At 71.0% G+C, this 21,583-nt stretch carries 22 protein-coding genes; 6 read left to right on the top strand and 16 right to left on the bottom strand.

Features of this window, described 5'->3' with window-relative positions:
* Positions 1-4 precede the first annotated feature (4 nt).
* The 4 genes from Q5762_RS30395 to Q5762_RS30380 all read right to left on the bottom strand — a co-directional run bounded on the left by Q5762_RS30395 (position 5) and on the right by Q5762_RS30380 (position 3,136).
* On the bottom strand, positions 5-613 hold the full coding sequence (locus Q5762_RS30395; protein WP_315895485.1) for a carbonic anhydrase: 609 nt from the start codon (positions 611-613) through the stop codon (positions 5-7).
* A gap of 185 nt (positions 614-798) precedes the next feature.
* A complete protein-coding gene (locus tag Q5762_RS30390) occupies positions 799-1,188 on the bottom strand; it encodes a hypothetical protein (RefSeq protein WP_315895484.1) in 390 nt (129 codons plus the stop codon).
* Positions 1,189-1,673: 485 nt separating this feature from the next.
* Positions 1,674-2,114, bottom strand: coding sequence for a hypothetical protein (locus Q5762_RS30385; protein ID WP_315895483.1), 441 nt, complete (start codon positions 2,112-2,114; stop codon positions 1,674-1,676).
* A gap of 731 nt (positions 2,115-2,845) precedes the next feature.
* The gene (locus tag Q5762_RS30380) at positions 2,846-3,136 is read right to left on the bottom strand and encodes a hypothetical protein (RefSeq protein ID WP_315895482.1); all 291 of its coding nucleotides are present in this window, start codon (positions 3,134-3,136) and stop codon (positions 2,846-2,848) included.
* Between the two features lie 89 nt (positions 3,137-3,225).
* Between Q5762_RS30380 and Q5762_RS30375 the strand changes: the two genes are divergently transcribed.
* From Q5762_RS30375 to Q5762_RS30365, 3 genes are read left to right on the top strand one after another with little or no spacing between them, the layout of a single operon-like run.
* Positions 3,226-4,377, top strand: a complete 1,152-nt coding sequence (locus tag Q5762_RS30375) for an acyl-CoA dehydrogenase family protein (RefSeq protein WP_315895509.1) — start codon at positions 3,226-3,228, stop codon at positions 4,375-4,377.
* 44 nt (positions 4,378-4,421) lie between these two features.
* Complete coding sequence (locus Q5762_RS30370) at positions 4,422-5,207, top strand: electron transfer flavoprotein subunit beta/FixA family protein (RefSeq protein WP_315895481.1); 786 nt, start codon at positions 4,422-4,424, stop codon at positions 5,205-5,207.
* Positions 5,208-5,240: 33 nt separating this feature from the next.
* Entirely contained in the window at positions 5,241-6,197 is a 957-nt protein-coding gene (locus Q5762_RS30365) for an electron transfer flavoprotein subunit alpha/FixB family protein (RefSeq protein WP_315895480.1), read from the top strand.
* A 76-nt stretch (positions 6,198-6,273) separates the two neighbouring features.
* On the opposite strand, the gene Q5762_RS30360 is transcribed toward Q5762_RS30365, so the two are convergent.
* The 5 genes from Q5762_RS30360 to Q5762_RS30340 form a co-directional block, all read right to left on the bottom strand.
* A complete protein-coding gene (locus Q5762_RS30360) occupies positions 6,274-6,672 on the bottom strand; it encodes a zinc ribbon domain-containing protein (RefSeq protein ID WP_315895479.1) in 399 nt (132 codons plus the stop codon).
* A gap of 130 nt (positions 6,673-6,802) precedes the next feature.
* Complete coding sequence (locus tag Q5762_RS30355) at positions 6,803-7,516, bottom strand: TetR family transcriptional regulator (RefSeq protein WP_315895478.1); 714 nt, start codon at positions 7,514-7,516, stop codon at positions 6,803-6,805.
* Between the two features lie 118 nt (positions 7,517-7,634).
* Positions 7,635-8,396 carry an SDR family NAD(P)-dependent oxidoreductase gene (locus Q5762_RS30350; RefSeq protein WP_315895477.1) on the bottom strand — a complete coding sequence of 254 codons (762 nt, stop codon included), beginning with the start codon at positions 8,394-8,396 and terminating at the stop codon, positions 7,635-7,637.
* An 86-nt stretch (positions 8,397-8,482) separates the two neighbouring features.
* Entirely contained in the window at positions 8,483-8,887 is a 405-nt protein-coding gene (locus Q5762_RS30345) for a hypothetical protein (protein WP_315895476.1), read from the bottom strand.
* A gap of 83 nt (positions 8,888-8,970) precedes the next feature.
* Positions 8,971-10,110, bottom strand: coding sequence for an acyl-CoA dehydrogenase family protein (locus Q5762_RS30340; RefSeq protein ID WP_315895475.1), 1,140 nt, complete (start codon positions 10,108-10,110; stop codon positions 8,971-8,973).
* 132 nt (positions 10,111-10,242) lie between these two features.
* On the opposite strand from Q5762_RS30340, the gene Q5762_RS30335 reads away from it, so the two are divergent.
* The 3 genes from Q5762_RS30335 to Q5762_RS30325 all read left to right on the top strand — a co-directional run bounded on the left by Q5762_RS30335 (position 10,243) and on the right by Q5762_RS30325 (position 11,912).
* On the top strand, positions 10,243-10,848 hold the full coding sequence (locus Q5762_RS30335; protein WP_315895474.1) for a TetR/AcrR family transcriptional regulator: 606 nt from the start codon (positions 10,243-10,245) through the stop codon (positions 10,846-10,848).
* A gap of 195 nt (positions 10,849-11,043) precedes the next feature.
* Positions 11,044-11,685 carry a TNT domain-containing protein gene (locus tag Q5762_RS30330; RefSeq protein ID WP_315895508.1) on the top strand — a complete coding sequence of 214 codons (642 nt, stop codon included), beginning with the start codon at positions 11,044-11,046 and terminating at the stop codon, positions 11,683-11,685.
* On the top strand, positions 11,682-11,912 hold the full coding sequence (locus Q5762_RS30325) for a hypothetical protein (protein ID WP_315895473.1): 231 nt from the start codon (positions 11,682-11,684) through the stop codon (positions 11,910-11,912). The genes Q5762_RS30330 and Q5762_RS30325 overlap by 4 nt, the downstream gene beginning before the upstream one ends.
* Before the next feature lie 10 nt (positions 11,913-11,922).
* Here Q5762_RS30325 and Q5762_RS30320 read toward each other — a convergent pair whose 3' ends face one another.
* The 7 genes from Q5762_RS30320 to Q5762_RS30290 form a co-directional block, all read right to left on the bottom strand.
* Entirely contained in the window at positions 11,923-13,137 is a 1,215-nt protein-coding gene (locus tag Q5762_RS30320; protein WP_315895472.1) for a GNAT family N-acetyltransferase, read from the bottom strand.
* Positions 13,138-13,147: 10 nt separating this feature from the next.
* The gene (locus tag Q5762_RS30315) at positions 13,148-14,365 is read right to left on the bottom strand and encodes a glycoside hydrolase family 6 protein (RefSeq protein ID WP_315895471.1); all 1,218 of its coding nucleotides are present in this window, start codon (positions 14,363-14,365) and stop codon (positions 13,148-13,150) included.
* A 103-nt stretch (positions 14,366-14,468) separates the two neighbouring features.
* Positions 14,469-15,605 carry an XdhC/CoxI family protein gene (locus tag Q5762_RS30310; RefSeq protein WP_315895470.1) on the bottom strand — a complete coding sequence of 379 codons (1,137 nt, stop codon included), beginning with the start codon at positions 15,603-15,605 and terminating at the stop codon, positions 14,469-14,471.
* Between the two features lie 43 nt (positions 15,606-15,648).
* On the bottom strand, positions 15,649-17,124 hold the full coding sequence (locus tag Q5762_RS30305; protein WP_315895469.1) for an NCS2 family permease: 1,476 nt from the start codon (positions 17,122-17,124) through the stop codon (positions 15,649-15,651).
* Between the two features lie 301 nt (positions 17,125-17,425).
* Positions 17,426-19,828, bottom strand: coding sequence for a xanthine dehydrogenase subunit D (pucD, locus tag Q5762_RS30300; RefSeq protein WP_315895468.1), 2,403 nt, complete (start codon positions 19,826-19,828; stop codon positions 17,426-17,428).
* A 2-nt stretch (positions 19,829-19,830) separates the two neighbouring features.
* The gene (locus Q5762_RS30295; protein ID WP_315895467.1) at positions 19,831-20,418 is read right to left on the bottom strand and encodes a 2Fe-2S iron-sulfur cluster-binding protein; all 588 of its coding nucleotides are present in this window, start codon (positions 20,416-20,418) and stop codon (positions 19,831-19,833) included.
* A 2-nt stretch (positions 20,419-20,420) separates the two neighbouring features.
* Positions 20,421-21,311 carry a xanthine dehydrogenase family protein subunit M gene (locus tag Q5762_RS30290; protein ID WP_315895466.1) on the bottom strand — a complete coding sequence of 297 codons (891 nt, stop codon included), beginning with the start codon at positions 21,309-21,311 and terminating at the stop codon, positions 20,421-20,423.
* Between the last annotated feature and the right edge of the window lie 272 nt (positions 21,312-21,583).

Below are 21,583 nucleotides of genomic sequence, written 5' to 3'. Positions count from 1 at the left end.
CGGCTCACAGGGGCTTGAAGGCGCGGCTGCCCGGCGCACAGGCCAGGACATCGCCGGTCTCGACGGTGTAGTACCAGGCGTGCAGGCGCAGCCGCCCCGAGGACAGGCGCCGGGCGACGCACGGGTAGCTGCGCAGATGGTCGAGCTGTGTCAGGACGTGCTGCTGCGTGACGGAGACCGGGTCCTGGCCGAGCCCGCGGGTCTGCCACGGCTCATCGCCGCCGGCCCGGTGTCCGGCCCAGGCGAGCCAGCGCCGGACCAGAGGCAGGTGCTGCACGGTCTGCTCGCGCATCAGCCCCTGCACGGCGCCGCAGTGCGAGTGCCCGCACACCACGATGTCCGACACCTGCAGGACCTGGACGGCGAATTCGAGGGATCCGGCAACTCCACAGGCTGCCCGCGCCCGGTAACGCGGGACGATGTTGCCTGCGGTGCGCAGCTCGAAGAGGTCACCGGGCCTGGCGCCGGTGAACAGGGACGGGATGACGCGGGAGTCAGAGCAGGAGATGAACAGGGCCTGCGGCTGCTGGCCGTGGGCGAGCTGTGCGAACTCCTGCTGCTGCTCGGAGATCCGGGTGGGAAACGTACGGGCGTGTTCGATGAGTGACTGCATGGTCGGCCTCGTGCTCTTGATGGGTCGACAAGGACTCAGGAATTGCGAGGAGAGGCGTGCCGTAGGACGCGACAGGGCGCGACAGGGCGCATCAGGCCACGGGAAGCAGGCCGGTGAGCCTCTCGGCTCCCGACGATGCCCGGTGGGCAGGGGACTGTCATGGCGCGTGTGCGGCACGCTGCCGATCAGCAGCGGAAGATCTGCAGGCTGCTGTTGGTGGGCGTGGTCCCTGCGGTCGGGTTGCAGGCGTCTCTCGCCTTACGCGGTCGGGATCGCTGCGAGGCGCCGAGTGAGGTGTCCGGGTCGACGGCCGCCGCGACCGCGACCGCTGACGGCGGCTGGGTCTCTTCCACGACTGCGCGGGGAGGCCGGGCGAGGGTGTCGACTGCCGCCTCGTGATGGTTCGAGCCGGTGCCCGCGAGGGTGAACGTGGATGAGTGCCCGTGCGGTTTGCGGGACTCCGCTGCGATTGCGGGTGCCATCGCCGACACCCCGTTCGAGGCGACGGCGGAATGATGGGGGGTCAGGAAGTGCAGCAGTACGGCCGCAGTCAGCATCATCACTGTTGCCGCCATGCGCCGCATCACCACTGCACCCCCGACCACTGATTCATCCCGACACCAAAACGTTACCCGACCCGAACCCATGACTTTGATCAACTTCCGCTCGAGGAGAGTGACGTGAACAACACCGCGCCGTTTGTTGCAGGCGCAATCCGCTCATTCGCTCGCCCTTGCCAGATGTAGGGCGCGAGTGAGAGCGGACCGCGAGCGGATCCGCAGAAACACCGCCGCGAGAGAACACGCCGAGCGCCACCGTGCGGTGACGGGTGCAGTGGTCGCACAAGCGGGTGCCAGGCGCCGGCCGGTGCGCTCCGCGCTCCTCGGACCGGTCGGCTGCACTGTGTGGGTTCGGGCGATCTCCGCGCGTACGAGCGCGCCGATGACGGCGTAGGTGTCCATGGGCATGCTGAGGCTCCTGCACTGCGGTCGTGGAAGGAAGACGGGGCCGAGGCCGCTGCCCCCTCCCGCCGGAGCGGACGGGGGGCGGGTCGGGCCCGTCAGCAGCGCAGGACGAGCGAACCGGCCGGCATCAGGGGAGAGGCCAGACGCGTGGCGTCCGCTCCCGCGACCCGGGCCGGCAGCGTTGCCGCCTGGCCACACGAGGCGACGCCGGTGGTCGCAAAGGAATCGGACAGGCCCGCCGCCGCTTGACGCGGCCCGAAGACGGACGCCTCGCATGACCGCGCGGTGCCGCCGTCGTGATGGCCGACGGCCCGCGCCTCGGCGAGAAAGGCGACCGGCGCAGCCACACGCGTCTGCACGCCCGCCGCCGGGCCGTGCTGCCGCAGGCAACTGTCCAGGTCCAGTGCCGCGAGATGCGAGGCGCCGGGGCTGAGCGTCGCGTGGAGCAGGGACAGGAGGGCGAACAGCACAACGGCGCACAGGCCGCGGCCTGTCACCGGCCATACCGGCCTCGGTGCGCTGAGGGTCTGCCGCATCGGAAACTCCTGAGCCGTCTTCCCGCCAGTGTCGCCGCAGAGAAAGGTCCACGCGCTCCAATGACGCCGATTGCGCCCCCCATTCACCCGATACGGTGATCAGCGGCAAGCGGAAAAGCCTGGCGTGCCGCAGGGCGCACGGGACTTCGGAATGCCGACCCGCCCGCACCCTTCGCCGCCGATCGGACGGATTCCGCCCTGGGCGCGGTGCGGGGCCCGGGAATCGTGGCCGCCGCGGCGGCGAGGTCGAGGTGGGAGTTCATGTCCAGCTCGAACCGGCCGTAGGGGTTCACGTGGGTCCGGGAGAACAGGGCCTCTTACGAGGTTCGGCGCGCCGCACCCGGTGCACCGCCGGAAGACGATCGCGTGCGTGAAGCCGCCCGGGTGGGCGAGACCCGCGCGGGTCAGGGCGGTGGCCACCGCGGGCCAGGAGTCGGGGTCGGGGCAGAAACCGGTGGACTGGTTGCTGGTCCCCACCGCCTCCCAGCCGGCGGGGCCGGGCACGAAGGCGATCTCCCCCGCCGCGTACACCGACTCCCGACCCGCGCACGCGACGTGTTCGCCGCGGCGCGGGGCGAGGCGGAGCAGACCGTCCGGTCGACGACGTAGGTGAACGGTTCCGCCAGTTCGGTCCGGGTCCGCCGGGCGGCCCAGGCCTCGAAGTCCGCGCGCGTACGGATCACCGTGCCGGGCTCCGCCTCGCGGGCCGCGCGCCACACGCCGGGCGGGCCTCAGTAGACGTAGCGCCGGGGGCCCGTCGAGCTCATCACGATCCGGGGGCGGAGTGCGCGGACGCCCTCCCCGGAGAAGCGGGCCTTCGCGGTGTGCGGCGGGTCGATGAAATCGACCGGTACGTGCTCCGCGCGGTCCATGCGGTCGAGGACCGGCGTCCCGGTCTCGAAGCGTCCGCCGACCCGCGCCACGCCCGCGAGGCAGCGGACCAGGCACACGGCCGTGCCGGGGCCGGTCTCCTCGACCGAGATGATCTCCAGTTCGTCGCCACGACCGCCGCCCGCCACCATGCCGCCCACCGTAGCCACTGGCGCCTGTGGCACTGAGTGTGTTTTGCTGAGGGTACTCAGTGCCACAAGCCTTAGGGGAGCTCACCATCATGGGCAAGGACTTCGATCTGTATCGCCTGTCGGAGGAGCACGAGATGCTCCGGGAGACGGTCCGCGCGCTGGCGGAGGCGAAGATCACGCCGTTCGCCGCGGCGGTCGACGAGGAGGCCCGCTTCCCGCAGGAGGCCCTTGAGGCGCTGGTCGCGGCCGACCTGCACGCCGTCCACGTCCCGGAGGCGTACGGGGGTGCGGGCGCGGACGCGCTGGCGACCGTGATCGTGATCGAGGAGGTCGCCCGCGCCTGCGGTTCGTCCTCGCTGATCCCGGCGGTGAACAAGCTCGGCTCGCTCCCGGTGATCCTGTCCGGTTCGGAGGAGCTGAAGAAGACCTACCTCGGCCCGCTGGCCAAGGGCGAGGCGATGTTCTCCTACTGCCTGTCGGAGCCGGACGCCGGTTCGGACGCGGCCGGCATGAAGACCCGCGCGGTCCGCGACGGCGACTTCTGGGTGCTCAACGGCGTGAAGCGGTGGATCACCAACGCCGGCGAGTCCGAGTTCTACACGGTGATGGCCGTCACCGACCCGGAGAAGCGCTCGAAGGGCATCTCCGCGTTCGTCGTCGAGAAGAGCGACGAGGGTGTCTCCTTCGGCGCCCCGGAGAAGAAGCTCGGCATCAAGGGTTCCCCGACCCGCGAGGTCTACCTCGACAACGTCCGCATCCCCGCGAGCCGGATGATCGGCGCGGAGGGCACCGGGTTCGCCACCGCGATGCAGACCCTGGACCACACCCGTATCACCATCGCCGCGCAGGCCCTCGGTATCGCGCAGGGCGCCCTCGACTACGCGAAGGGCTACGTCAAGGAGCGCAAGCAGTTCGGCAAGCCGATCGCCGACTTCCAGGGTGTGCAGTTCATGCTCGCCGACATGGCCATGAAGCTGGAGGCCGCCCGCCAGCTCACCTACGCCGCCGCCGCCAAGTCCGAGCGGGTCGAGGGCGACCTGACCTTCTTCGGCGCGGCCGCGAAGTGCTTCGCCTCCGACGTCGCGATGGAGGTCACCACCGACGCCGTCCAGCTCCTCGGCGGCTACGGCTACACCCGTGACTACCCGGTCGAGCGCATGATGCGCGACGCCAAGATCACCCAGATCTACGAGGGCACGAACCAGGTGCAGCGCATCGTCATGGCGCGCAACCTCCCGTAGTCCCCCGCCAGTTGACCGCTTGATCGCTTGAAAGGAGCCAGGCCGTGACCCTGAGGATCGCTGTCTGTGTGAAGTACGTACCCGACGCGACCGGCGACCGCGGCTTCGCGGACGACCTGACCGTCGACCGCGACGAGGTCGACGGCCTGCTGTCGGAGCTGGACGAGTACGCCGTCGAGCAGGCGCTGCGCATCTCCGAGGAGTCCGACGACGCCGAGGTCACCGTCGTCACGGTCGGCCCGGACGACGCCAAGGACGCGCTGCGCAAGGCGCTGTCGATGGGCGCCGACAAGGCCGTCCACGTCAACGACGAGGACATCCACGGCACCGACGTGATCGGCACCTCCGCGATCCTCGCCAAGGCCCTGGAGAAGACCGGTTTCGACCTGGTCCTGTGCGGCATGGCGTCGACCGACGGCACGATGGGCGTCCTGCCCGCGCTGCTCGCCGAGCGGCTGAGCCTCCCCCAGGTCACCCTGCTCTCCGAGGTCTCGGTCGAGGACGGCACGGTCAAGGGCCGCCGCGACGGCGACGCCGCCACCGAGCTGCTCGAAGCCCCGCTGCCCGCCGTCGTCTCGGTCACCGACCAGTCCGGCGAGGCCCGTTACCCCTCCTTCAAGGGGATCATGGCCGCCAAGAAGAAGCCGGTCTCGGAGCTGGACCTGGCCGACCTCGGCATCGACGCCGACGAGGTCGGCCTCGCCGGGTCCTGGACCCTGGTCGAGTCGGCCGCCGCCCGCCCGGCGCGTACGGCGGGCACGATCGTCACCGACGAGGGCGACGGCGGCAAGCAGCTCGCCGCGTTCCTGGCCACCCAGAAGTTCATCTGACCCACCGTCACTATCGTTCAGGAGCAAGGAATCATGGCTGAGATCCTGGTTCTCGTGGACCACGCCGACGGTGCGGTCCGCAAGCCGGCGCTCGAACTGCTCACGCTGGCCCGCCGGATCGGCGAGCCGACGGCCGTCGTGCTCGGCGCGGGCGAGGCGGCGGCGTCGATCGCGGCCACCGCCGGCGAGTACGGCGCGGCCACCGTGTACGTCGCGGACGGCGCCGAGTTCACCGAGCAGCTCGTCGTACCGAAGGTCGACGCGCTCACCCAGATCGCCAAGGACAAGGGGGTCGCCGCCGTCCTGGTGACGTCCTCGGGCGAGGGCAAGGAGGTCGCCGCGCGCGTGGCGCTGCGCCTCGGCTCGGGTCTGATCACCGACGCCGTGGAGCTGGAGGCCGGTGCCGAGGGCCCGGTCGCCACCCAGTCCGTCTTCGCCGCCTCGTACCAGGTGAAGTCGCGGGTCGCGCACGGCGTGCCGGTCATCACCGTCAAGCCCAACTCCGCCGCCCCGGAGGCCGCCCCGGCCGCCGGTACGGTCGAGAGCGTCACCGTCGCCTTCACCGGCAACGCCGCCACGGTCGTCTCGCGCACCCCGCGGGTCTCCACCGGCCGCCCCGAGCTGACCGAGTCCGCGATCGTGGTCTCCGGTGGGCGCGGTGTCGGCGCGGCCGAGGGCTTCGCGGTCGTCGAGAAGCTCGCGGACTCGCTCGGTGCGGCGGTCGGCGCCTCGCGTGCCGCCGTCGACGCCGGCTGGTACCCGCACTCCAACCAGGTCGGCCAGACCGGCAAGCAGGTCTCGCCGCAGCTGTACGTCGCGGCGGGCATCTCGGGTGCGATCCAGCACCGGGCGGGCATGCAGACCTCGAAGACGATCGTGGCCGTCAACAAGGACGCCGAGGCCCCGATCTTCGATCTGGTCGACTACGGCGTGGTCGGCGACCTTTTCGAGGTCCTGCCGCAGCTGACGGATGAGATCGGCGCGCGGTAGCGGCGCGGAAGAACGAGAAACCGGCCCGGTGGCACTCTGTGCCACCGGGCCGGTTCGTTCGTCCAGGACCACCCGATCAGATCCAGCCGTCGAGCGGTACCTCCTCGCAGAGCCGGACGACCGGCTCGTGCCCCCGCACGGCGGCCCGGTCGGAGAGCCTGACGCGTACGCCGGGGCGCACCGCGTGCGGCGGTCCGTCGACCCGGCACCGTACGACGAAGCCCTCGGTCATGTGCACCGGCCACAGGTCGTTGTCGGCGGCGGCGACCCCGCGGCGTACGGAGATCACCCCCTCGCCCTCGCTGCGTTCGGGCGCGAGGTCGGTCGACCCGCAGGTCGGACAGAGCAGGCGCTGGAAGGTCGTGGTGTGGCACCAGCGGCAGAGCTGGTAGTAGAGCTCGGCGTCGGCGGCCGATTCCTCGGTCCGGACGGCGGTGCTCCCGTTCCTCAGTCCTACGGACCCGGTGTGGAACACGATGCGTTCTCCTTGCACTCGGCGGCTCGACCGTGCATGGAGCAACGATATGGCACTGAGTGCCATCAAATAAAGACCTCAGTTCCCTCAATTGAAGATACTGAGATCCCTTTGAGACCTCTGGGGTCTCTCAGCTTTCGCCGAGGCTCGACTCCACCTCGCGTACCACCCGCCACATCGGCGTGGACCGCTTGGTGATCACCACCACGACGTCCTCGGCCTCGTCGGCCGGGCCGCCGGCCCTCTCGGCCGCCTCGCCGCTCCAGGTGTCGCGGACGAATTCCAGGGCCCGGTCCACCTCGGCCAGCGGGTCGCCCTCGCCGCCCGAGCGCAGCCAGTGGCGCAGCGCGTGGTTGTGCGCGGCGACCACCGAGGCGGCGACCACGTTGGCCCGCAGGGTGCCGTCGCGCCGGTCGGCGAAGCGGGTCCGCAGATAGTCGCCGAGCGTCTTCTCGTACCGCCAGACGACGGAGAGTTCGTACGTCCGCAGGCCCGTCACCTCACGGGTGAGGCGGTAGCGCTGGACGGAGAAGGTGGGGTTCTCGGCGTACATCCGCATGACCAGGCGGGTGGCCTCGCAGACCCGGAGCAGCGGGTCGTCGGTGTCAGCGCTCGCGGCGAGGAACTCGGTCATGTCGGCGAGGCTCTGCTCGTGGTCGGGGAAGACCACGTCCTCCTTGGACGGGAAGTACCGGAAGAAAGACCTCCGGCCGACCCCGGCGAGGGTGACGATGTCGTCGACCGTGGTCTGCTCGTACCCGCGCTCCAGGAAGAGCTGGAAGGCCGCGGCGATGAGGGAGTCCCGCATCGCGGGCTTCGTGGAGTTCGTCGAGGCTGTTCCCATGGCCCGAACCTAACATCCGGCGGGCGCGAGGCCGGCACTTGGTGCCAGCTTTTACCGGCACCAAGTGCTCTCTGCCGCTCCGGGCGCGTACGCGCTACGGGCGGCGTACGAGGGAAGGTCAGCGCGGCGCCATCCGCAGGGCGCCGTCCATCCGGATCGTCTCCCCGTTGAGGTAGTCGTGCTCGGCGACCATCGTGACGAGCCGGGCGTACTCGTCGGGGCGGGCAAGCCGCTGCGGGAAGGGGACGCTCGCGGCGAGCCCGGCGCGGACCTCCTCGCTGAATCCAGCCATCATCGGGGTGTCGACGATGCCGGGAGCGATGGTGACGACCCGGATGCCGAACTGGGCGAGGTCGCGGGCGGCGGTGACGGTCATGCCGGCGACGCCCGCCTTGGAGGCGGCGTACGCGATCTGCCCGACCTGGCCCTCGAAGGCCGCGATCGAGGCGGTGTTGACGACGAGTCCGCGCTGACCGTTCTCGTCCGGCTCCTGGCGGGCGATGACCTCGGCGGCGAGGCGCATCACGTTGAACGTGCCCAGCAGGTTGACGTTCAGGACCGCACGGAAGAGGTCGAGGTCGTGCGGGCCCTTGCGCCCGAGCACCCGCGCGGACGGCGCGATCCCGGCGCAGTTGACCGCGAGCCGCAGCTCGGCCCCGTCCTCCTCGATCCGCCCCAGCGCCGCCCGCACCTGCTCCTCGTCGGTGACGTCGGCCGCGACCAGCGTGACCCCGTCCGCGGGCGCCTCGGCCCCGGCGACCGCCTTGTCGAGGTCGAGCCCGTACACGGTCGCGCCCTTCGCGGCGAGCGCTGCGGCGGTTGCCGCACCGAGCCCCGAAGCGGCACCGGTGACGAGCGCGGCGGAACCTGCGATGTCCATGGAACTCCTCGTACGAACCGGCGGCCCGTCACGGGCCGCCGTAGGGATGTGTGGTGATGGGTGGATGGCAGTGGCCGACCAGGGCGCTACTTCCACTCGTAGACCTTGGCCGTGACCTTCCCGCCTTCGTCCTGCTCGAACTCGAACACGCCGGCGGTGCCGTTGAGCTGGGTGAACCGCGAGGCGGCGCTCTCCCAGAAGATCGAGCCGCGCCAGCTCACCCCGCCGGACTCGGTTACGTGGCCGATGCCGGAGCCGTGCCAGGTGACGGACTCGCCGTCGCGGGTCATGGTGACCCCCTGGCCCTCTCCGAAGAGGGTGCCGTCGGCACGCATGACCGACTCGTACGTGCCCATGTCGTTGCCCTCGACGTCCAGGAGCGTGCCGCTCGCGCGGAACGACGCCTCGAGGACCGCGTGGCCGCCGTCCGTGGACAGCACCCGCATACCCGTGATCTCTCCCGTTTCCTCACCGATCAGGTCGCCGAGCATGATGAGACTCCTCTCCGAAGACGACGGATCGGGCCCCCTCTTCCGGACTACGCCCGACGGCGCACCCCGGCAACCCGGGAGGTTCAGCGGGCGAGCTGGCGGCTGATGACGAGCCGCTGGATCTGGTTCGTACCCTCGAAAATCTGCATGATCTTCGCCTCGCGCATGTAGCGCTCGACCGGGAAGTCACGGGTGTATCCGTACCCGCCGAGGACCTGGACGGCGTCCGTGGTCACCTTCATGGCCGCGTCCGTGGCGGTCAGCTTGGCCACGGAGGCCTGGCGGCTGAAGGGGCGGCCGAGGTCGCGGCGCCGGGCCGCGTCGAGGTAGGTGGCGCGGGCGGAGTCGACCGCGGCGGCCATGTCGGCAAGCAGGAAGCCGAGTCCCTGGTGGTCGACGATCTTCCGGCCGAAGGTGGTGCGCTCGTTGGCGTAGTCGACTGCGGCGTCGAGCGCGGCCTGGGCGAGGCCCGTGGCGCAGGCGGCGATGCCGAGGCGGCCGGAGTCGAGCGCGCTGAAGGCGATCTGGAGCCCCTGGCCCTCGTCGCCGATGAGCCGGTCGGCGTCGAGGAGCGCGCCGTCCCAGTGCGCGGAGGTGGTGGGGACGGCCTGGAGGCCCATCTTCCGCTCGGGCTTGCCGAAGGAGAGGCCCTCGGTGGCGCCGGGGGCGAGGAAGCACGTGATGCCGTGGCTGCCGGGGGCGGTGCGGGCGAAGAGGGCGTAGAAGCCGGCCTTGCCGCCATGGGTGATCCACGCCTTGGTGCCGGTGACGCGGTACCCCTCCGGTGTCAGCTCGGCCTTGCAGGACAGGGCGGCGGCGTCGGAGCCGGCCTGGGGCTCGGAGAGGCTGTAGCCGCCGATCGTCTCGCCGGCCAGCATCGCGGGCAGCCAGCGCTCCTTCTGCTCGGGGGTGCCGAAGGAGTGCAGGGGGTGGCAGGCCAGCGTGTGGACGCTGGTGGCGACGGCGACGGCCGCCCAGCGCGCCGCCAGCTCCTCCAGGACCTGGAGGTACACCTCGTACGGCTGGCCTCCCCCGCCGTACTCCTCGGGGTAGGCGAGGCCGAGCAGTCCGGCCCGGCCGAGGGTGGCGAACAGGCCTTCGGGGTACGTCTCGGCGGCCTCGTGCTCGTCCACGCGGGAAGAGAGCTCCTTGTCGGCGATCTCCCGCGTGAGGGCGATGAGGTCCGCTGCCTCGGGGGTGGGAAGCAGGCGGTCGACATCCATGGCGACTCCATTGACACTCAGCCACCCAGCACCGACGAAACGGTACTGCGGGCGGTACGGCAGTACCGTTGAGCGTAGCGCAGAAGGGATTTCCCGTAACCCCCCGGACGGGTCGACCTGCATACTGTTCAAGTGATCGACACATCCGCCGCCGGCGCTCCCAAGCTGACCGGCCGTGGCGCGGCCCGCCGGTCCGCCCTGTTCGAGGAGCTGGTGGCCCTGCTGGTCGGCGAGGGCTTCGCCCAGTTGACCCTGGACGATCTCGCGGCCCGGCTGCGCTGCTCCAAGCGCACCCTCTACGGCCTGGCGGACAGCAAGGAACAGCTGGTCAGGGCAGCAGTGGTGCATTTCTTCCGGCGCGCGACGACGCGGGTCGAGGCGGTTCTCGCGGCGGAGGAGGAGCCGGCCGAGCGGCTCGCCGCCTATCTGCGGGCGGTCGCGGCGGAGCTGGCCCCGGTCTCCCCCCAGTTCTTCGACGACGTGGCCGCCTTCGAGCCCGCGGCCGAGGTCTACGAGCGCAACACGCGCGCGGCGGCCGGGCGGGTGCAGCAGCTGATCGAGGAGGGCGTGCGCGCGGGCGTGTTCCGCGAGGTCCACGTCTCCTTCGCGGCCGACGTCATCGCCTCGGTCATGGTCCGCATCCAGCGGCGGCAGGTCGCCGCGGCGACAGGCCTCGCGGACGCGGAGGCGTACGGGCAGCTGGCGGAGCTGCTCCTGAACGGCCTGCGGAAGGGCTGAGGGAAGTGCGGGGAGGAGAGCCGGGAGGAAGCCGGGACCGCCCGCTCGGGCAGCTGGCCGATACCGGCCCATTCGCGGTCACTCTCCGAAGCTGATCCATTACTGTGTGCGGCGCATCGTTTCGCCACGACACAGGGAGAACTCCGCGTGGAGCGCAGCCGTACCGACCTGAGGATCCGTGCCGTACTCGCCGCGATGGGCGTCACCGCCGCCCTCGCGACCGCCCCCGCCGCACAGGCCGCGCCGACCGAGGCACCCGCGCGGGCCGCCGCCCCGCCCGCGCCGTGCACCGGTGAGTTCGAGGGCGACAAGCGGCTCGGCCCGAAGTACCTGCCGAAGAAGAAGCAGAAGCCGGTGGGCCCGCTGCTTCGCCACTACCAGCGCACCGGCAAGCTCTCCTCGGCCGACTTCCTGAAGAAGTACTGGGAGGGCCCGGCGGACACCGGCAGCTGGAAGTACCCGCCGAACGACGGCTTCGCCGAGGTCAACGGCGAGCTCGACAAGGCGCCCGACCTCCTGGAGAAGGGCGAGCGCCTGGACCGCTTCGGCTCGGAGTACGGCGCGTACCTCGCCCCGGCCGGCGACCTGTACGCCAAGCGTGCGCTGCCGCCGCAGAACCTGAACACCCGGGACGCGGCCTTCCCCTGCGACTACCACCTCTACGAGGTGACCAAGGAGTTCACGGTCTGGGAGGGCGGGATCGCGCCCTGGTTCGAGCAGCCGGGTGGCGGCCGCCAGATCAAGCTGGACGCGGTCTTCCTCGACCCCGGCGAGGGGCAGCGGCTCAACGTCAAGTGGCTGCTGGACAACGGCTACTTGGAGCGCGTCCCCGCGTGAACCGCGCCGCCCTGGCCCGGGCACTCCGCGACGCCGGAGTGCCCGGGGACCAGTTCTGGATCGAGGGCGTCCACGAACCGGCGCCCACCCCACCGGACTTCCTCTACCTGAGGTCCGTGCCGGACGGCCGCTGGGAGGTGGGGGTGTACGAGCGGGGCGCGTACGAGCCGGTCGCCACGCACGCCACCGAGGCGGACGCCTGCGCCCACTTCCGTACGCTCGTCTGAACCGAACCGCCTAGAACTCGTCGCAGGTGTGCGGCAGTCGGGGCGTGTGCAGCGCGGCGTCGAGGGTGGCCGCCGCGCCCGGCGTGTGCTCCTCCACCAGCCCGGCGGCCACCAGGTCCACCACCTTCGTACCGCCGAGGTAGCAGGCGCCGAGGTCCCGTACGCCGAAGGAGAGGTCGACCGGATCACCGGTCGGCTCGTACCCCGCCCCATCCGCTCCCGAAGTGAGCCGGAAGCGCCCGGAGTTGGCAGGCATCCGACTGTCGTGCACCTCCAGGACGAGATCGACGGGCGCGGCCCAGCTGCGGGCCGTGAGCGCCGCGCGGACGTCGATCAGCCGCACCCACAGCGCCGGGAACTGTCCGGTCACGCGCACCTGGTCGCGGTCGGCGGCGAAGAGCAGCAGCGGGTCGTCGAGCGGCCTGCCCCAGGCGCGGACGGTACCGGTCAGGTCGATCGAGGCGAGGTAGCGCCAGAGGGCGGCGGCGACGGCCGGGGTGTCGGCCTCCACCTCGTCGACCCGGACCACACCCGGGGTGTGGGTGTCCTCGTTCTCGCCCTTGGTGCGGTAGACGGCGTATCCGGCGACGGGGTCGCCGAGCACGACGATCCGGGCCGGCGAGAGCTCCTCGTCCTCCTCGTCCTCGTCGCGCAGCCACTCGCCGGTCCAGCGCGTCTCGTCGCGGGGGATGCGGCCCGCCCGGAGCGCGCGGGTGGACTCGAAGAACGGGCCGACGACATCGGGCGCGTCCGCCGGATCGACGAGCCGGAGTGGACGCTCGTCGGGGTCGACGCGCAGGGCGAGGGGCCGCCGGGAGTCGATCTCGACAGTGACGCCCTGGGTGGCTGCCCCGAACCCGAACCGGCCGTAGATGGCGTCCTCCGAAGCCCAGAGCGCGGCGATCGGCGCGCCCCGCTCCGCGTACCGCCGGAACGCCTCGGCGATCAGGGCGGAGAGCACGCCCCGCCGCCGGTGGGTGGGGGCGACGGAGACGAGCGTCAGGCCGGGGCAGGGCAGTTCGCCGCCGGGGACGGAGAGGGTGAAGGGGAACGCCGCGACGAAGCCGACCAGTTGCTCCCCGTCGTACGCGCCGATCCGCTCGCAGGACCGCACCATGTCGCGGTGGTGCTTGCGCCGTTCCTCCTCGGGACGCTCGTGGAAGACGAGGTACGAGAGGTCGAGGGCACGGTCGATATGCGCTTCGGGTACGTCACGAATGTCCATGATCGGGACCCTAACCGGCAGCAGGGCGAGGCAGGATCGGCGGGTCGGCAAGCCGTACGAGTTCCAGCGCCTGGGCCGGGAACCAGTCGCCCGCCTTCGGGTCCACGGTCCCGCGCTCGGGGTCCTCGGGGCCGGCGGTCCCGCGCAGGCAGTGGCCGTCCGACTCCCCCGGTGTCTTGATCCACAGCCGGGCGTCGTGGAGCGGGTCGCCGGTCGTGGCGGTGGGCCGGGGGCCGAGTCCGCGCCCGGGCGGGTTGCACCACTCCTGCGGGTCGGGGTGGGCACCGGGCTTCGGGGTCCAGGGGCCGCGGCCCGCGCGGCTGGTGTCGGTGACGAAGTGGGCCCGGTCGGCGGCGGGGCCCGTGGCGTGGGTGGTCAGCCAGCTGAGGGCCTCGGCGCGGGGCAGGCTCCGCTCGGGGCAGTCCGTCGGGTCGCCTGCCCGGGCGACATGGGCGAGGCAGCCGGAGACGAGGGTGCCGTACCAGGAGCTGTCGGCGTCGGAGTGGTAGTGGGAGACGTTGACGGCGAAGCCGGTGGCGCGGTCGACACCGGCCTTGACGAGGCGGGGCACGACGGTCTCGACGGCGTGCCAGCCGGGGTTGCCGGCGTCGATGTAGACGGCGGTGCCGGCGAGCGGTTCGAGGGTGTCGACGGCGTGGCGTACGGCGGTGTAGCGGGCGGCGGTCCGGGTCCCGGCGGTGTCGTCCTGGCCGCAGTCGGAGGGCAGCAGGGCGATGCCGTCGGGTTCGAGGACGACGAGGGCGCGACGGTCGCCGATGCCCCGGGCGACGGCGTCGGTCCAGTCGGTGTACGCGGTGTCGGTGCCCGCGCCGCCGGCCGAGTACTGGGCGCAGTCGCGGCCGGGCGCGTTGTAGAGCACGAGGACCGGCACGGTGCCCTCGTCCGCGGCGGTCTCCACGGTGGCACGGGCGGCCCGCTCCGCCTCGGCGGGCGTGCTGTCCACCAGCCAGACGGCGTGCGGGGCGCCGACCATGGCGAGCAGCCCCGCGGCGGTGCGCTCGTCACCGCCCGCCCGGAGTTCGCGGTACTGATCGAGGGCGGCCGGGTTGGGAACGGGGGCGTGGAAACGGACGGGTCCCGGCCCGGCCACGAAGGAAGCGGGCGGGGCACCGCCGGCCGTCGTCGGCAGCAGGGCGGCGGCCAGGAGGGCGAGCGAGGCGAGTCCGAGGATCCGTGTGGACGGGACGGCGGTGGAGCGGTGGCGCATGGATGACGTCCTCTCGGCGCACCCGGTCAGCGGGAGCGCTCCCGCGAGCGTCGCTCCACCGCTCCGTACCGTCAACGACTCGAAAGTCCGGCGTGGCGCGCTGCTAGGCGACGGAACCTATCCGTCCGGCGGGCTCGCGCGGGCCGTCGTGGTGGATCGGGGTGTGGGCGCCGGTGAGGGAGACGCCGGTGCCGCCGCGGCGGTTGGCGACGATCTCGGCGGCGATGGAGAGCGCCGTCTCCTCCGGGGTGCGGGCGCCCAGGTCGAGGCCTATCGGGGAGCGCAGGCGGGCGAGTTCGAGTTCGGTGACGCCGACCTCGCGGAGCCGCTTGTTGCGGTCCTCGTGGGTGCGGCGGGAGCCCATCGCGCCGACGTAGGCGACGGGAAGCTTGAGGGCCGCTTCGAGGAGCGGGACGTCGAACTTGGCGTCGTGGGTGAGCACGCACAGGACGGTACGGGAGTCCACCACGGTCGACGCCAGGTACCGGTGGGGCCACTCCACGACGATCTCGTCGGCCTCGGGGAAGCGGGCCGGGGTCGCGAAGACGGGCCGGGCGTCGCAGACGGTGACGTGGTAGCCGAGGAACTTGCCGACCCGGACGAGGGCGGAGGCGAAGTCGATGGCGCCGAAGACGATCATGCGCGGGGCGGGGACGGAGGACTCGACGAGGAGGGTGAGCGGCTGTCCGCAGCGGCTGCCGTCCTCGCCGATCTCGACGGTGCCGGTGCGGCCCGCGTCCAGCATGGCGACCGCCTCGCCGGCCGCGGTGCGGTCCAGCTCGGGGTGGCCGCCGAGGCCGCCTTCGTACGACCCGTCGGGGCGGACCAGGAGGGCCCGGCCCATCAGGTCGTCGGGTCCGGAGACGATCCGGGCGAGGGCCGCCGCCTCCCCCGAGACGGCGGCGGCAAGCGCGGCGGGGTAGACCCCGCCGCGTACCGGGGTGACGAGGACGTCGATGATCCCGCCGCAGGTCAGGCCCACGGCGAAGGCGTCCTCGTCGCTGTAGCCGAAGCGCTCGACGACGGTGGTGCCGTCTTCGAGCGCCTGCTGGCACAGTTCGTAGACCGCGCCCTCCACACACCCGCCTGAGACCGATCCGATCGCCGTGCCGTCGCTGTCGACGGCGAGCGCGGCGCCCGGTTGCCGGGGCGCGCTCCCGCCGACCGCCACGACGGTGGCGACGGCGAACTCGCGTCCCTGCTCGACCCACCGGTGCAGCTCTTCGGCGATGTCCAGCATCTCGAACTCCTCAGATGTGTGTGTGGAGGGCGGCCGTGCGACGTCAGCCGACGCCCAGCCAGCTCTCGATCGGGTAGATCGCGAAGTACACGATGAAGATCGCGGTCAGGCCCCACATGAAGGCTCCGACCTCTCGTGCCTTGCCCTGCGCCACCTTGATGACGACGTAGGAGATGACACCGGCCGCGACACCCGTGGTGATGGTGTACGTGAACGGCATCAGGACCACGGTGAGGAACACCGGGATCGCCACCGAGCGGTCGCTCCAGTCGACGTGCTTGGCGTTCTGCATCATCATCGCGCCGATGACGACCAGGGCCGCGGAGGCGACCTCGGCGGGCACGATCGCGGTGAGCGGGGTGAAGAAGAGGCAGGCCGCGAAGAAGGCGCCGGTGACGACGGAGGACAGACCCGTACGGGCACCCTCGCCGACGCCGGTGGCCGATTCGACGAAGACGGTCTGGCCGGAGCCGCCGCTCGCACCACCGAGGACACCGCCGGCGCCGTCGATGAACAGGGCCTTGGAGAGGCCCGGCATACGGCCCTTGTCGTCCGCGAGGTTGGCCTCGGAGCCGACGCCGATGATCGTGGCCATGGCGTCGAAGAAGCCGGCCAGGACCAGGGTGAAGACGATCATGGTGACCGTGATGTAGCCGACGTCGCCCCAGCCGCTGAAGGACACTTGTCCGATCAGCGAGAAGTCAGGTGTCGAGACGGCGCTGCCCTGGAGCTCCGGAGCGCCGGAGAACCAGGCGCCCGCGCCCTTCGCCGGGATGTCGGCGACGGCGTTGACGATCAGGGCTATGACGGTACCGACGACGATGCCGATCAGGATGGCGCCGGGGATGTTGCGCGCCTGAAGGGCGAAGATCAGAAGCAGGGTGACCGCGAAGATCAGGACGGGCCAGCCCTGGAGCTCACCGAGCGGGCCGAGGGTGACCGGGCCGCCGCCGGGAGAAGGGTTCTCGTGGACGAAGCCGGCCTTGACGAAGCCGATGATGGCGATGAAGAGGCCGATACCGATCGTGATCGCGTGCTTGATGGCAAGCGGGATCGCGTTCATGATCATCTCGCGCAGGCCGGTGACCACCAGGAGGCAGATCACCACACCGTAGGCCACACACATGGCCATGGCCTGCGGCCAGGTCATCACGGAGATGACCTGCGAGGAGAGCACACCGGAGACGCTGAGCCCTGCCGCGAGGGCGAGCGGGACCTTGCCCCAGAAGCCCATCAGCAGGGTGGTCACCGCGGCGGCCAGGGCGGTCGCCGTGATGAGTGCGGGCTGGCTGAGGACGTTTCCGTCCACATCCTTGCCGCCGAGGATCAAGGGGTTGAGCAGGAGAATGTACGCCATCGCCATGAAGGTGGTGACGCCGCCGCGGATCTCCGTCGCGACGGTGGATCCTCTCTCCGAGATGTGAAAGTACCGGTCGAGCCAAGAGCGGCCGGCGGGGACGTTCGAGCCGGAGCCCGCGTCCTCCGAGGCGGTCTTGGGCTCCACTGACGACTGGGTCATGGGGCCTACTCCCAAGGTTCAAAGGGGCACCCGCATAAGACTTTCCGAAGGTCAGAGAAGCTGCGGGATTTGGGATGCTGCGTGGGCTGCACGACCCGGGGGACGGCCCGAGACGAACTTGGTTGATCAGGTCGATCTGGTGGTGCTGGGTACTGCTGGTGGTGCTGGTACTGCCGGTGTTGCTGGTACTGCCGGTGTTGCTGGTACTGCCGGTGGTGCTGGGTGCTACGAGCGGGTTGCTCCGGGCGGTGCGGGCTGGGAAGTGTGACGTTCCTGGGAGGCACGCACCGCCCGGAGGGTCCTACAAGGTGCCGGTGAGCGCTTCGGGGCGGACCGGCGTCTTGTTGAGCTCCAGGCCCGTCGCGTTCCGGATCGCCGCGAGGACGGCCGGGGTGGACGACAGGGTCGGGGCCTCGCCGAGTCCCCGCAGGCCGTACGGCGCGTTGGGGTCGGCCAGTTCGAGTACGTCGACCGGGATGGTCGGCGTGTCGAGGATCGTCGGGATCAGGTAGTCCGTGAAGGAGGGGTTGCGCACCTTCGCGGTCGTCGGGTCCACGATGATCTCTTCCATCACCGCGACGCCCAGGCCCTGGGTGGTACCACCCTGGATCTGGCCGACGACGGAGAGCATGTTGAGCGCCTTGCCGACGTCCTGGGCGGTGGCGAGCTCGATGACCTTGACCAGGCCGAGCTCGGTGTCCACCTCCACCACCGCGCGGTGCGCGGCGAAGGTGTACTGGACGTGGCCGTCACCCTGGCCGGTCCTCAGGTCGAACGGCACGGTCGGGCGGTGCCGGAACTCGTGCTCCTGGTCGATGGACTCGCCCTCCAGGACGTCGGCCAGGTCCGCGAGGACCTCGCCGCCGTCGGTGACGACCTTGCCGCCCTCCAGGAGGAGTTCGGCGGTGGCCCACGCCGGGTGGTACGAGCCGAACTTGCGGCGGCCGATCTCCAGGACGGCCTCGCGCACCTGCTCGCAGGTGTTCTTCACCGCGCCACCGGTCATGTACGTCTGCCGCGAGGCGGACGTCGAACCGGCGGAGCCGACCTGGGTGTCGGCCGGGTGGATGGTCACCTGCGTGACGCCCAGTTCCGTGCGGGCGATCTGGGCGTGGACGGTGACACCGCCCTGGCCGACCTCCGCCATGGCCGTGTGGACCATCGCGACGGGCTCGCCGTTGATGACCTCCAGGCGCACGCGGGCGGTGGAGTAGTCGTCGAAGCCCTCGGAGAAGCCGACGTTCTTGATGCCGACCGCGTAGCCGACGCCGCGGACGACGCCCTCGCCGTGCGTGGTGTTGGACAGACCACCCGGCAGCGCGCGGACATCTGCGTCCTCGCCGGCGGCGAGCCACTGCTGCTCCGGCGGCATGGGGCGGGCCTTGACCCGGCGCAGCAGCTCGGCGACCGGGGCCGGCGAGTCCACGACCTGGCCGGTCGGCATGATCGTGCCCTGCTCCATGGCGTTGAGCTGGCGCAGCTCCACCGGGTCCATGCCCAGCTTCGCGGCGAGCTTGTCCATCTGTGCCTCGTACGCGAAGCAGGCCTGGACGGCGCCGAAGCCGCGCATCGCGCCACAGGGCGGGTTGTTCGTGTACAGCGCGACGGCCTCGATCTCGACGTCGTCGATCACGTACGGACCGGCGCCCAGCGAGGACGCGTTGCCGACGACGGCCGGGGAGGCCGAGGCGTAGGCACCGCCGTCGAGCACGATCCGCGCCTTCATGTGCGTGATCTTGCCGTCCTTGGTGGCGCCGTGCTCGTACCAGAGCTTCGCCGGGTGGCGGTGCACGTGACCGAAGAAGGACTCGAAGCGGTTGTAGACGATCTTGACCGGCTTGCCGGTGCGGAGCGCCAGGAGGCAGGCGTGGATCTGCATCGAGATGTCCTCGCGGCCGCCGAAGGCACCGCCGACGCCGGAGAGCGTCATGCGCACCTTCTCCGGCGGGAGGCCGAGGACCGGGGCGATCTGCTGGAGGTCCGAGTGCAGCCACTGGGTGGCGACGTAGAGGTCGACACCGCCGTCCTCGGAGGGCACGGCGAGGCCGGACTCCGGGCCGAGGAAGGCCTGGTCCTGCATGCCGAAGGTGTACTCGCCCTCGACGATGACGTCGGCGCGCTTGCGGGCCTCCGCCACGTTGCCGCGGAAGATCGGCTGGCGGTGCACGATGTTCGGGTGCGGGACGTGACCGATGTGGTGGTCGTCGCGGCCCTCGTGGATCAGCGGGGCGTCGGGGGCGAGGGCGGAGGCCTCGTCGGTGACGACCGGCAGTTCCTTGTACTCGATCTTGATCTTGGCGGCCGCGCGGCGGGCGGTCTCCGGGTGGTCGGCGGCGATGATGGCCACCGGCTCACCGTGGTGACGGACCTTGCCGTTCGCCAGGACGGGGGTGTCCTGGATCTCCAGGCCGTAGTTCTTCATCTCGGCCGGCAGGTCGTCGTACGTGAGGACGGCGTACACGCCGGCCATCGCGAGCGCCTCGGAGATGTCGATGGAGACGATCTCGGCGTGCGCGACGGTGGAGCGGAGCGTCTGGCCCCACAGCATGTCCTCGTGCCACATGTCCGAGGAGTAGGCGAACTCACCGGTGACCTTGAGGGTGCCGTCGGGGCGGAGCGTGGACTCGCCGATGCCACCCTTGGTGTGGGTCTGGGTGACGTTCGTCGGCGTGCCGGCGGGCGTGGTGCGCGTGTTCTGAGCCATGGTCAGACCGCCTCTCCCTGACGGGCGGCCGCGAGGCGGACCGCGTCGAGGATCTTCTCGTAGCCCGTGCAACGGCAGAGGTTGCCGGACAGGGCCTCGCGGATGTCCTGGTCGGACGGGTCGCTCTGACGCTCGAGGAGCTCGTCGGCGGCGATCAGCAGACCCGGGGTGCAGAAGCCGCACTGGACGGCGCCGGCGTCGATGAACGCCTGCTGGATCGGGGAGAGTTCGACACCCTCACCGGTCTGCGAGTCCTGGCCGGGCTTCGCCTCCCACTTCTTGGCGGAGTCGAGCGTGGTGCCGCAGGCGCCGGAGGCGCAGCCACCGTGCTCCTCGCGCTGCTTGGCGAAGTCGGCGAGGCCCTCGACCGTGACGACGTCGCGGCCCTCGACCTGACCGGCGGCGACCAGGCAGGAACAGACCGGCACTCCGTCGAGGCGGACCGTGCAGGAACCGCACTCGCCCTGCTCGCAGGCGTTCTTGGAGCCGGGCAGACCCATCCGCTCACGCAGGACGTAGAGGAGGGACTCGCCCTCCCAGACGTCGTCGGCTTCCTGCGGACGACCGTTGACCGTGAAATTGACGCGCATGGTTATGCAGCTCCCTCAAGCGTGCGGCCGGTGCCGCGGTACTGCTCCCAGGTCCAGCCGAGCTGGCGGCGGGCCATGATGCCGACGGCGTGGCGGCGGTACTTGGCGGTGCCACGGACGTCGTCGATCGGGTTCGCCGCACCCGAGCACAGGTCGGCGAACTGCTTGGCGATCGACGGGGTGATGATCTTGCCGCTCTCCCAGAAGCCGCCCTCCTCCAGAGCCGCGTTCAGGAAGGCCTCGGCCTCCTTGGCGCGGATCGGGGTCGGCGCGGCCGAACCGATGCCGGTGCGGACCGTGCGGGTCTCCGGGTGGAGCGCCAGGCCGAAGGCGCAGACGGCGATGACCATCGCGTTGCGCGTGCCGACCTTGGAGTACTGCTGGGGGCCGTCCGCCTTCTTGATGTGGACGGTCTTGATGAGCTCGTCGGGCTGCAGCGCGTTGCGCTTCACGCCCGTGTAGAACTCGTCGATCGGGATGAACCGGTTGCCGCGCACCGACTCGACCTCGACCTCGGCACCCGCGGCGAGCAGGGCGGGGTGCGCGTCTCCGGCGGGGGACGCGGTGCCCAGGTTGCCGCCGACGCCACCGCGGTTGCGGATCTGCGGGGAGGCCACGGTGTGCGAGGCGAGCGCGAGGCCCGGCAGCTCGGCCCGCAGGTTCTCCATGATCTCGGTGTACGGAACGGAAGCGCCGAGGCGGACGTTCTCCTCGCCGACCTCCCACTCGCGCAGCAGCTCGATGCGGTTCAGGTCCAGGAGGTACTCGGGACGCCGGTGGTCGAAGTTGATCTCGACCATGATGTCGGTGCCACCGGCGATGGGCACGGCCGTGGGGTGCTCGGCCTTGGCGGCGAGCGCCTCCTCCCAGCTGGCGGGGCGAAGGAAGTCCATGGTGGCTCTCTTCTAGTGCTTCTAGTGGTCGGGGGTCGGTCGGTCGTACGGGCCCGGGGGGACGGCCGGCCCTCGACTTCGAAATCATGTTCACGTGCTGTTAACGCGATGTGTGGCCTAGTACACAAGCCCGGCCCGCCCGGGTGCAGTCACCGAAAACATGAAGGAGTTGGCTGGTGACCATGTTCGTCTTGTAGATTCGAACGAACGGTGGTGCTCTGCAACCTCGCCGTTTTCCCCTGGAAACAGCGGCACCAGGCAACCGACGACAA

The organism is Streptomyces sp. P9(2023) (assembly GCF_032436795.1).
GTDB lineage: Bacteria > Actinomycetota > Actinomycetes > Streptomycetales > Streptomycetaceae > Streptomyces.
This window is presented reverse-complemented; position numbering and strand designations above follow the sequence as displayed.

Coding starts and splice junctions, on each gene's coding strand:
- Q5762_RS30350 (WP_315895477.1), bottom strand. CDS start 8,396: ATGGACATCGCAGGTTCCGCCGCGCTCGTCACCGGTGCCGCTTCGGGG.
- Q5762_RS30295 (WP_315895467.1), bottom strand. CDS start 20,418: ATGCGCGTCAATTTCACGGTCAACGGTCGTCCGCAGGAAGCCGACGAC.
- Q5762_RS30380 (WP_315895482.1), bottom strand. CDS start 3,136: ATGGTGGCGGGCGGCGGTCGTGGCGACGAACTGGAGATCATCTCGGTC.
- Q5762_RS30390 (WP_315895484.1), bottom strand. CDS start 1,188: ATGGCGGCAACAGTGATGATGCTGACTGCGGCCGTACTGCTGCACTTC.
- pucD (WP_315895468.1), bottom strand. CDS start 19,828: ATGGCTCAGAACACGCGCACCACGCCCGCCGGCACGCCGACGAACGTC.
- Q5762_RS30330 (WP_315895508.1), top strand. CDS start 11,044: ATGGGCGTCACCGCCGCCCTCGCGACCGCCCCCGCCGCACAGGCCGCG.
- Q5762_RS30385 (WP_315895483.1), bottom strand. CDS start 2,114: ATGCGGCAGACCCTCAGCGCACCGAGGCCGGTATGGCCGGTGACAGGC.
- Q5762_RS30395 (WP_315895485.1), bottom strand. CDS start 613: ATGCAGTCACTCATCGAACACGCCCGTACGTTTCCCACCCGGATCTCC.
- Q5762_RS30310 (WP_315895470.1), bottom strand. CDS start 15,605: ATGCTGGACATCGCCGAAGAGCTGCACCGGTGGGTCGAGCAGGGACGC.
- Q5762_RS30365 (WP_315895480.1), top strand. CDS start 5,241: ATGGCTGAGATCCTGGTTCTCGTGGACCACGCCGACGGTGCGGTCCGC.
- Q5762_RS30305 (WP_315895469.1), bottom strand. CDS start 17,124: ATGACCCAGTCGTCAGTGGAGCCCAAGACCGCCTCGGAGGACGCGGGC.
- Q5762_RS30315 (WP_315895471.1), bottom strand. CDS start 14,365: ATGCGCCACCGCTCCACCGCCGTCCCGTCCACACGGATCCTCGGACTC.
- Q5762_RS30290 (WP_315895466.1), bottom strand. CDS start 21,311: ATGGACTTCCTTCGCCCCGCCAGCTGGGAGGAGGCGCTCGCCGCCAAG.
- Q5762_RS30320 (WP_315895472.1), bottom strand. CDS start 13,137: ATGGACATTCGTGACGTACCCGAAGCGCATATCGACCGTGCCCTCGAC.
- Q5762_RS30355 (WP_315895478.1), bottom strand. CDS start 7,516: ATGGGAACAGCCTCGACGAACTCCACGAAGCCCGCGATGCGGGACTCC.
- Q5762_RS30345 (WP_315895476.1), bottom strand. CDS start 8,887: ATGCTCGGCGACCTGATCGGTGAGGAAACGGGAGAGATCACGGGTATG.
- Q5762_RS30340 (WP_315895475.1), bottom strand. CDS start 10,110: ATGGATGTCGACCGCCTGCTTCCCACCCCCGAGGCAGCGGACCTCATC.
- Q5762_RS30375 (WP_315895509.1), top strand. CDS start 3,226: ATGGGCAAGGACTTCGATCTGTATCGCCTGTCGGAGGAGCACGAGATG.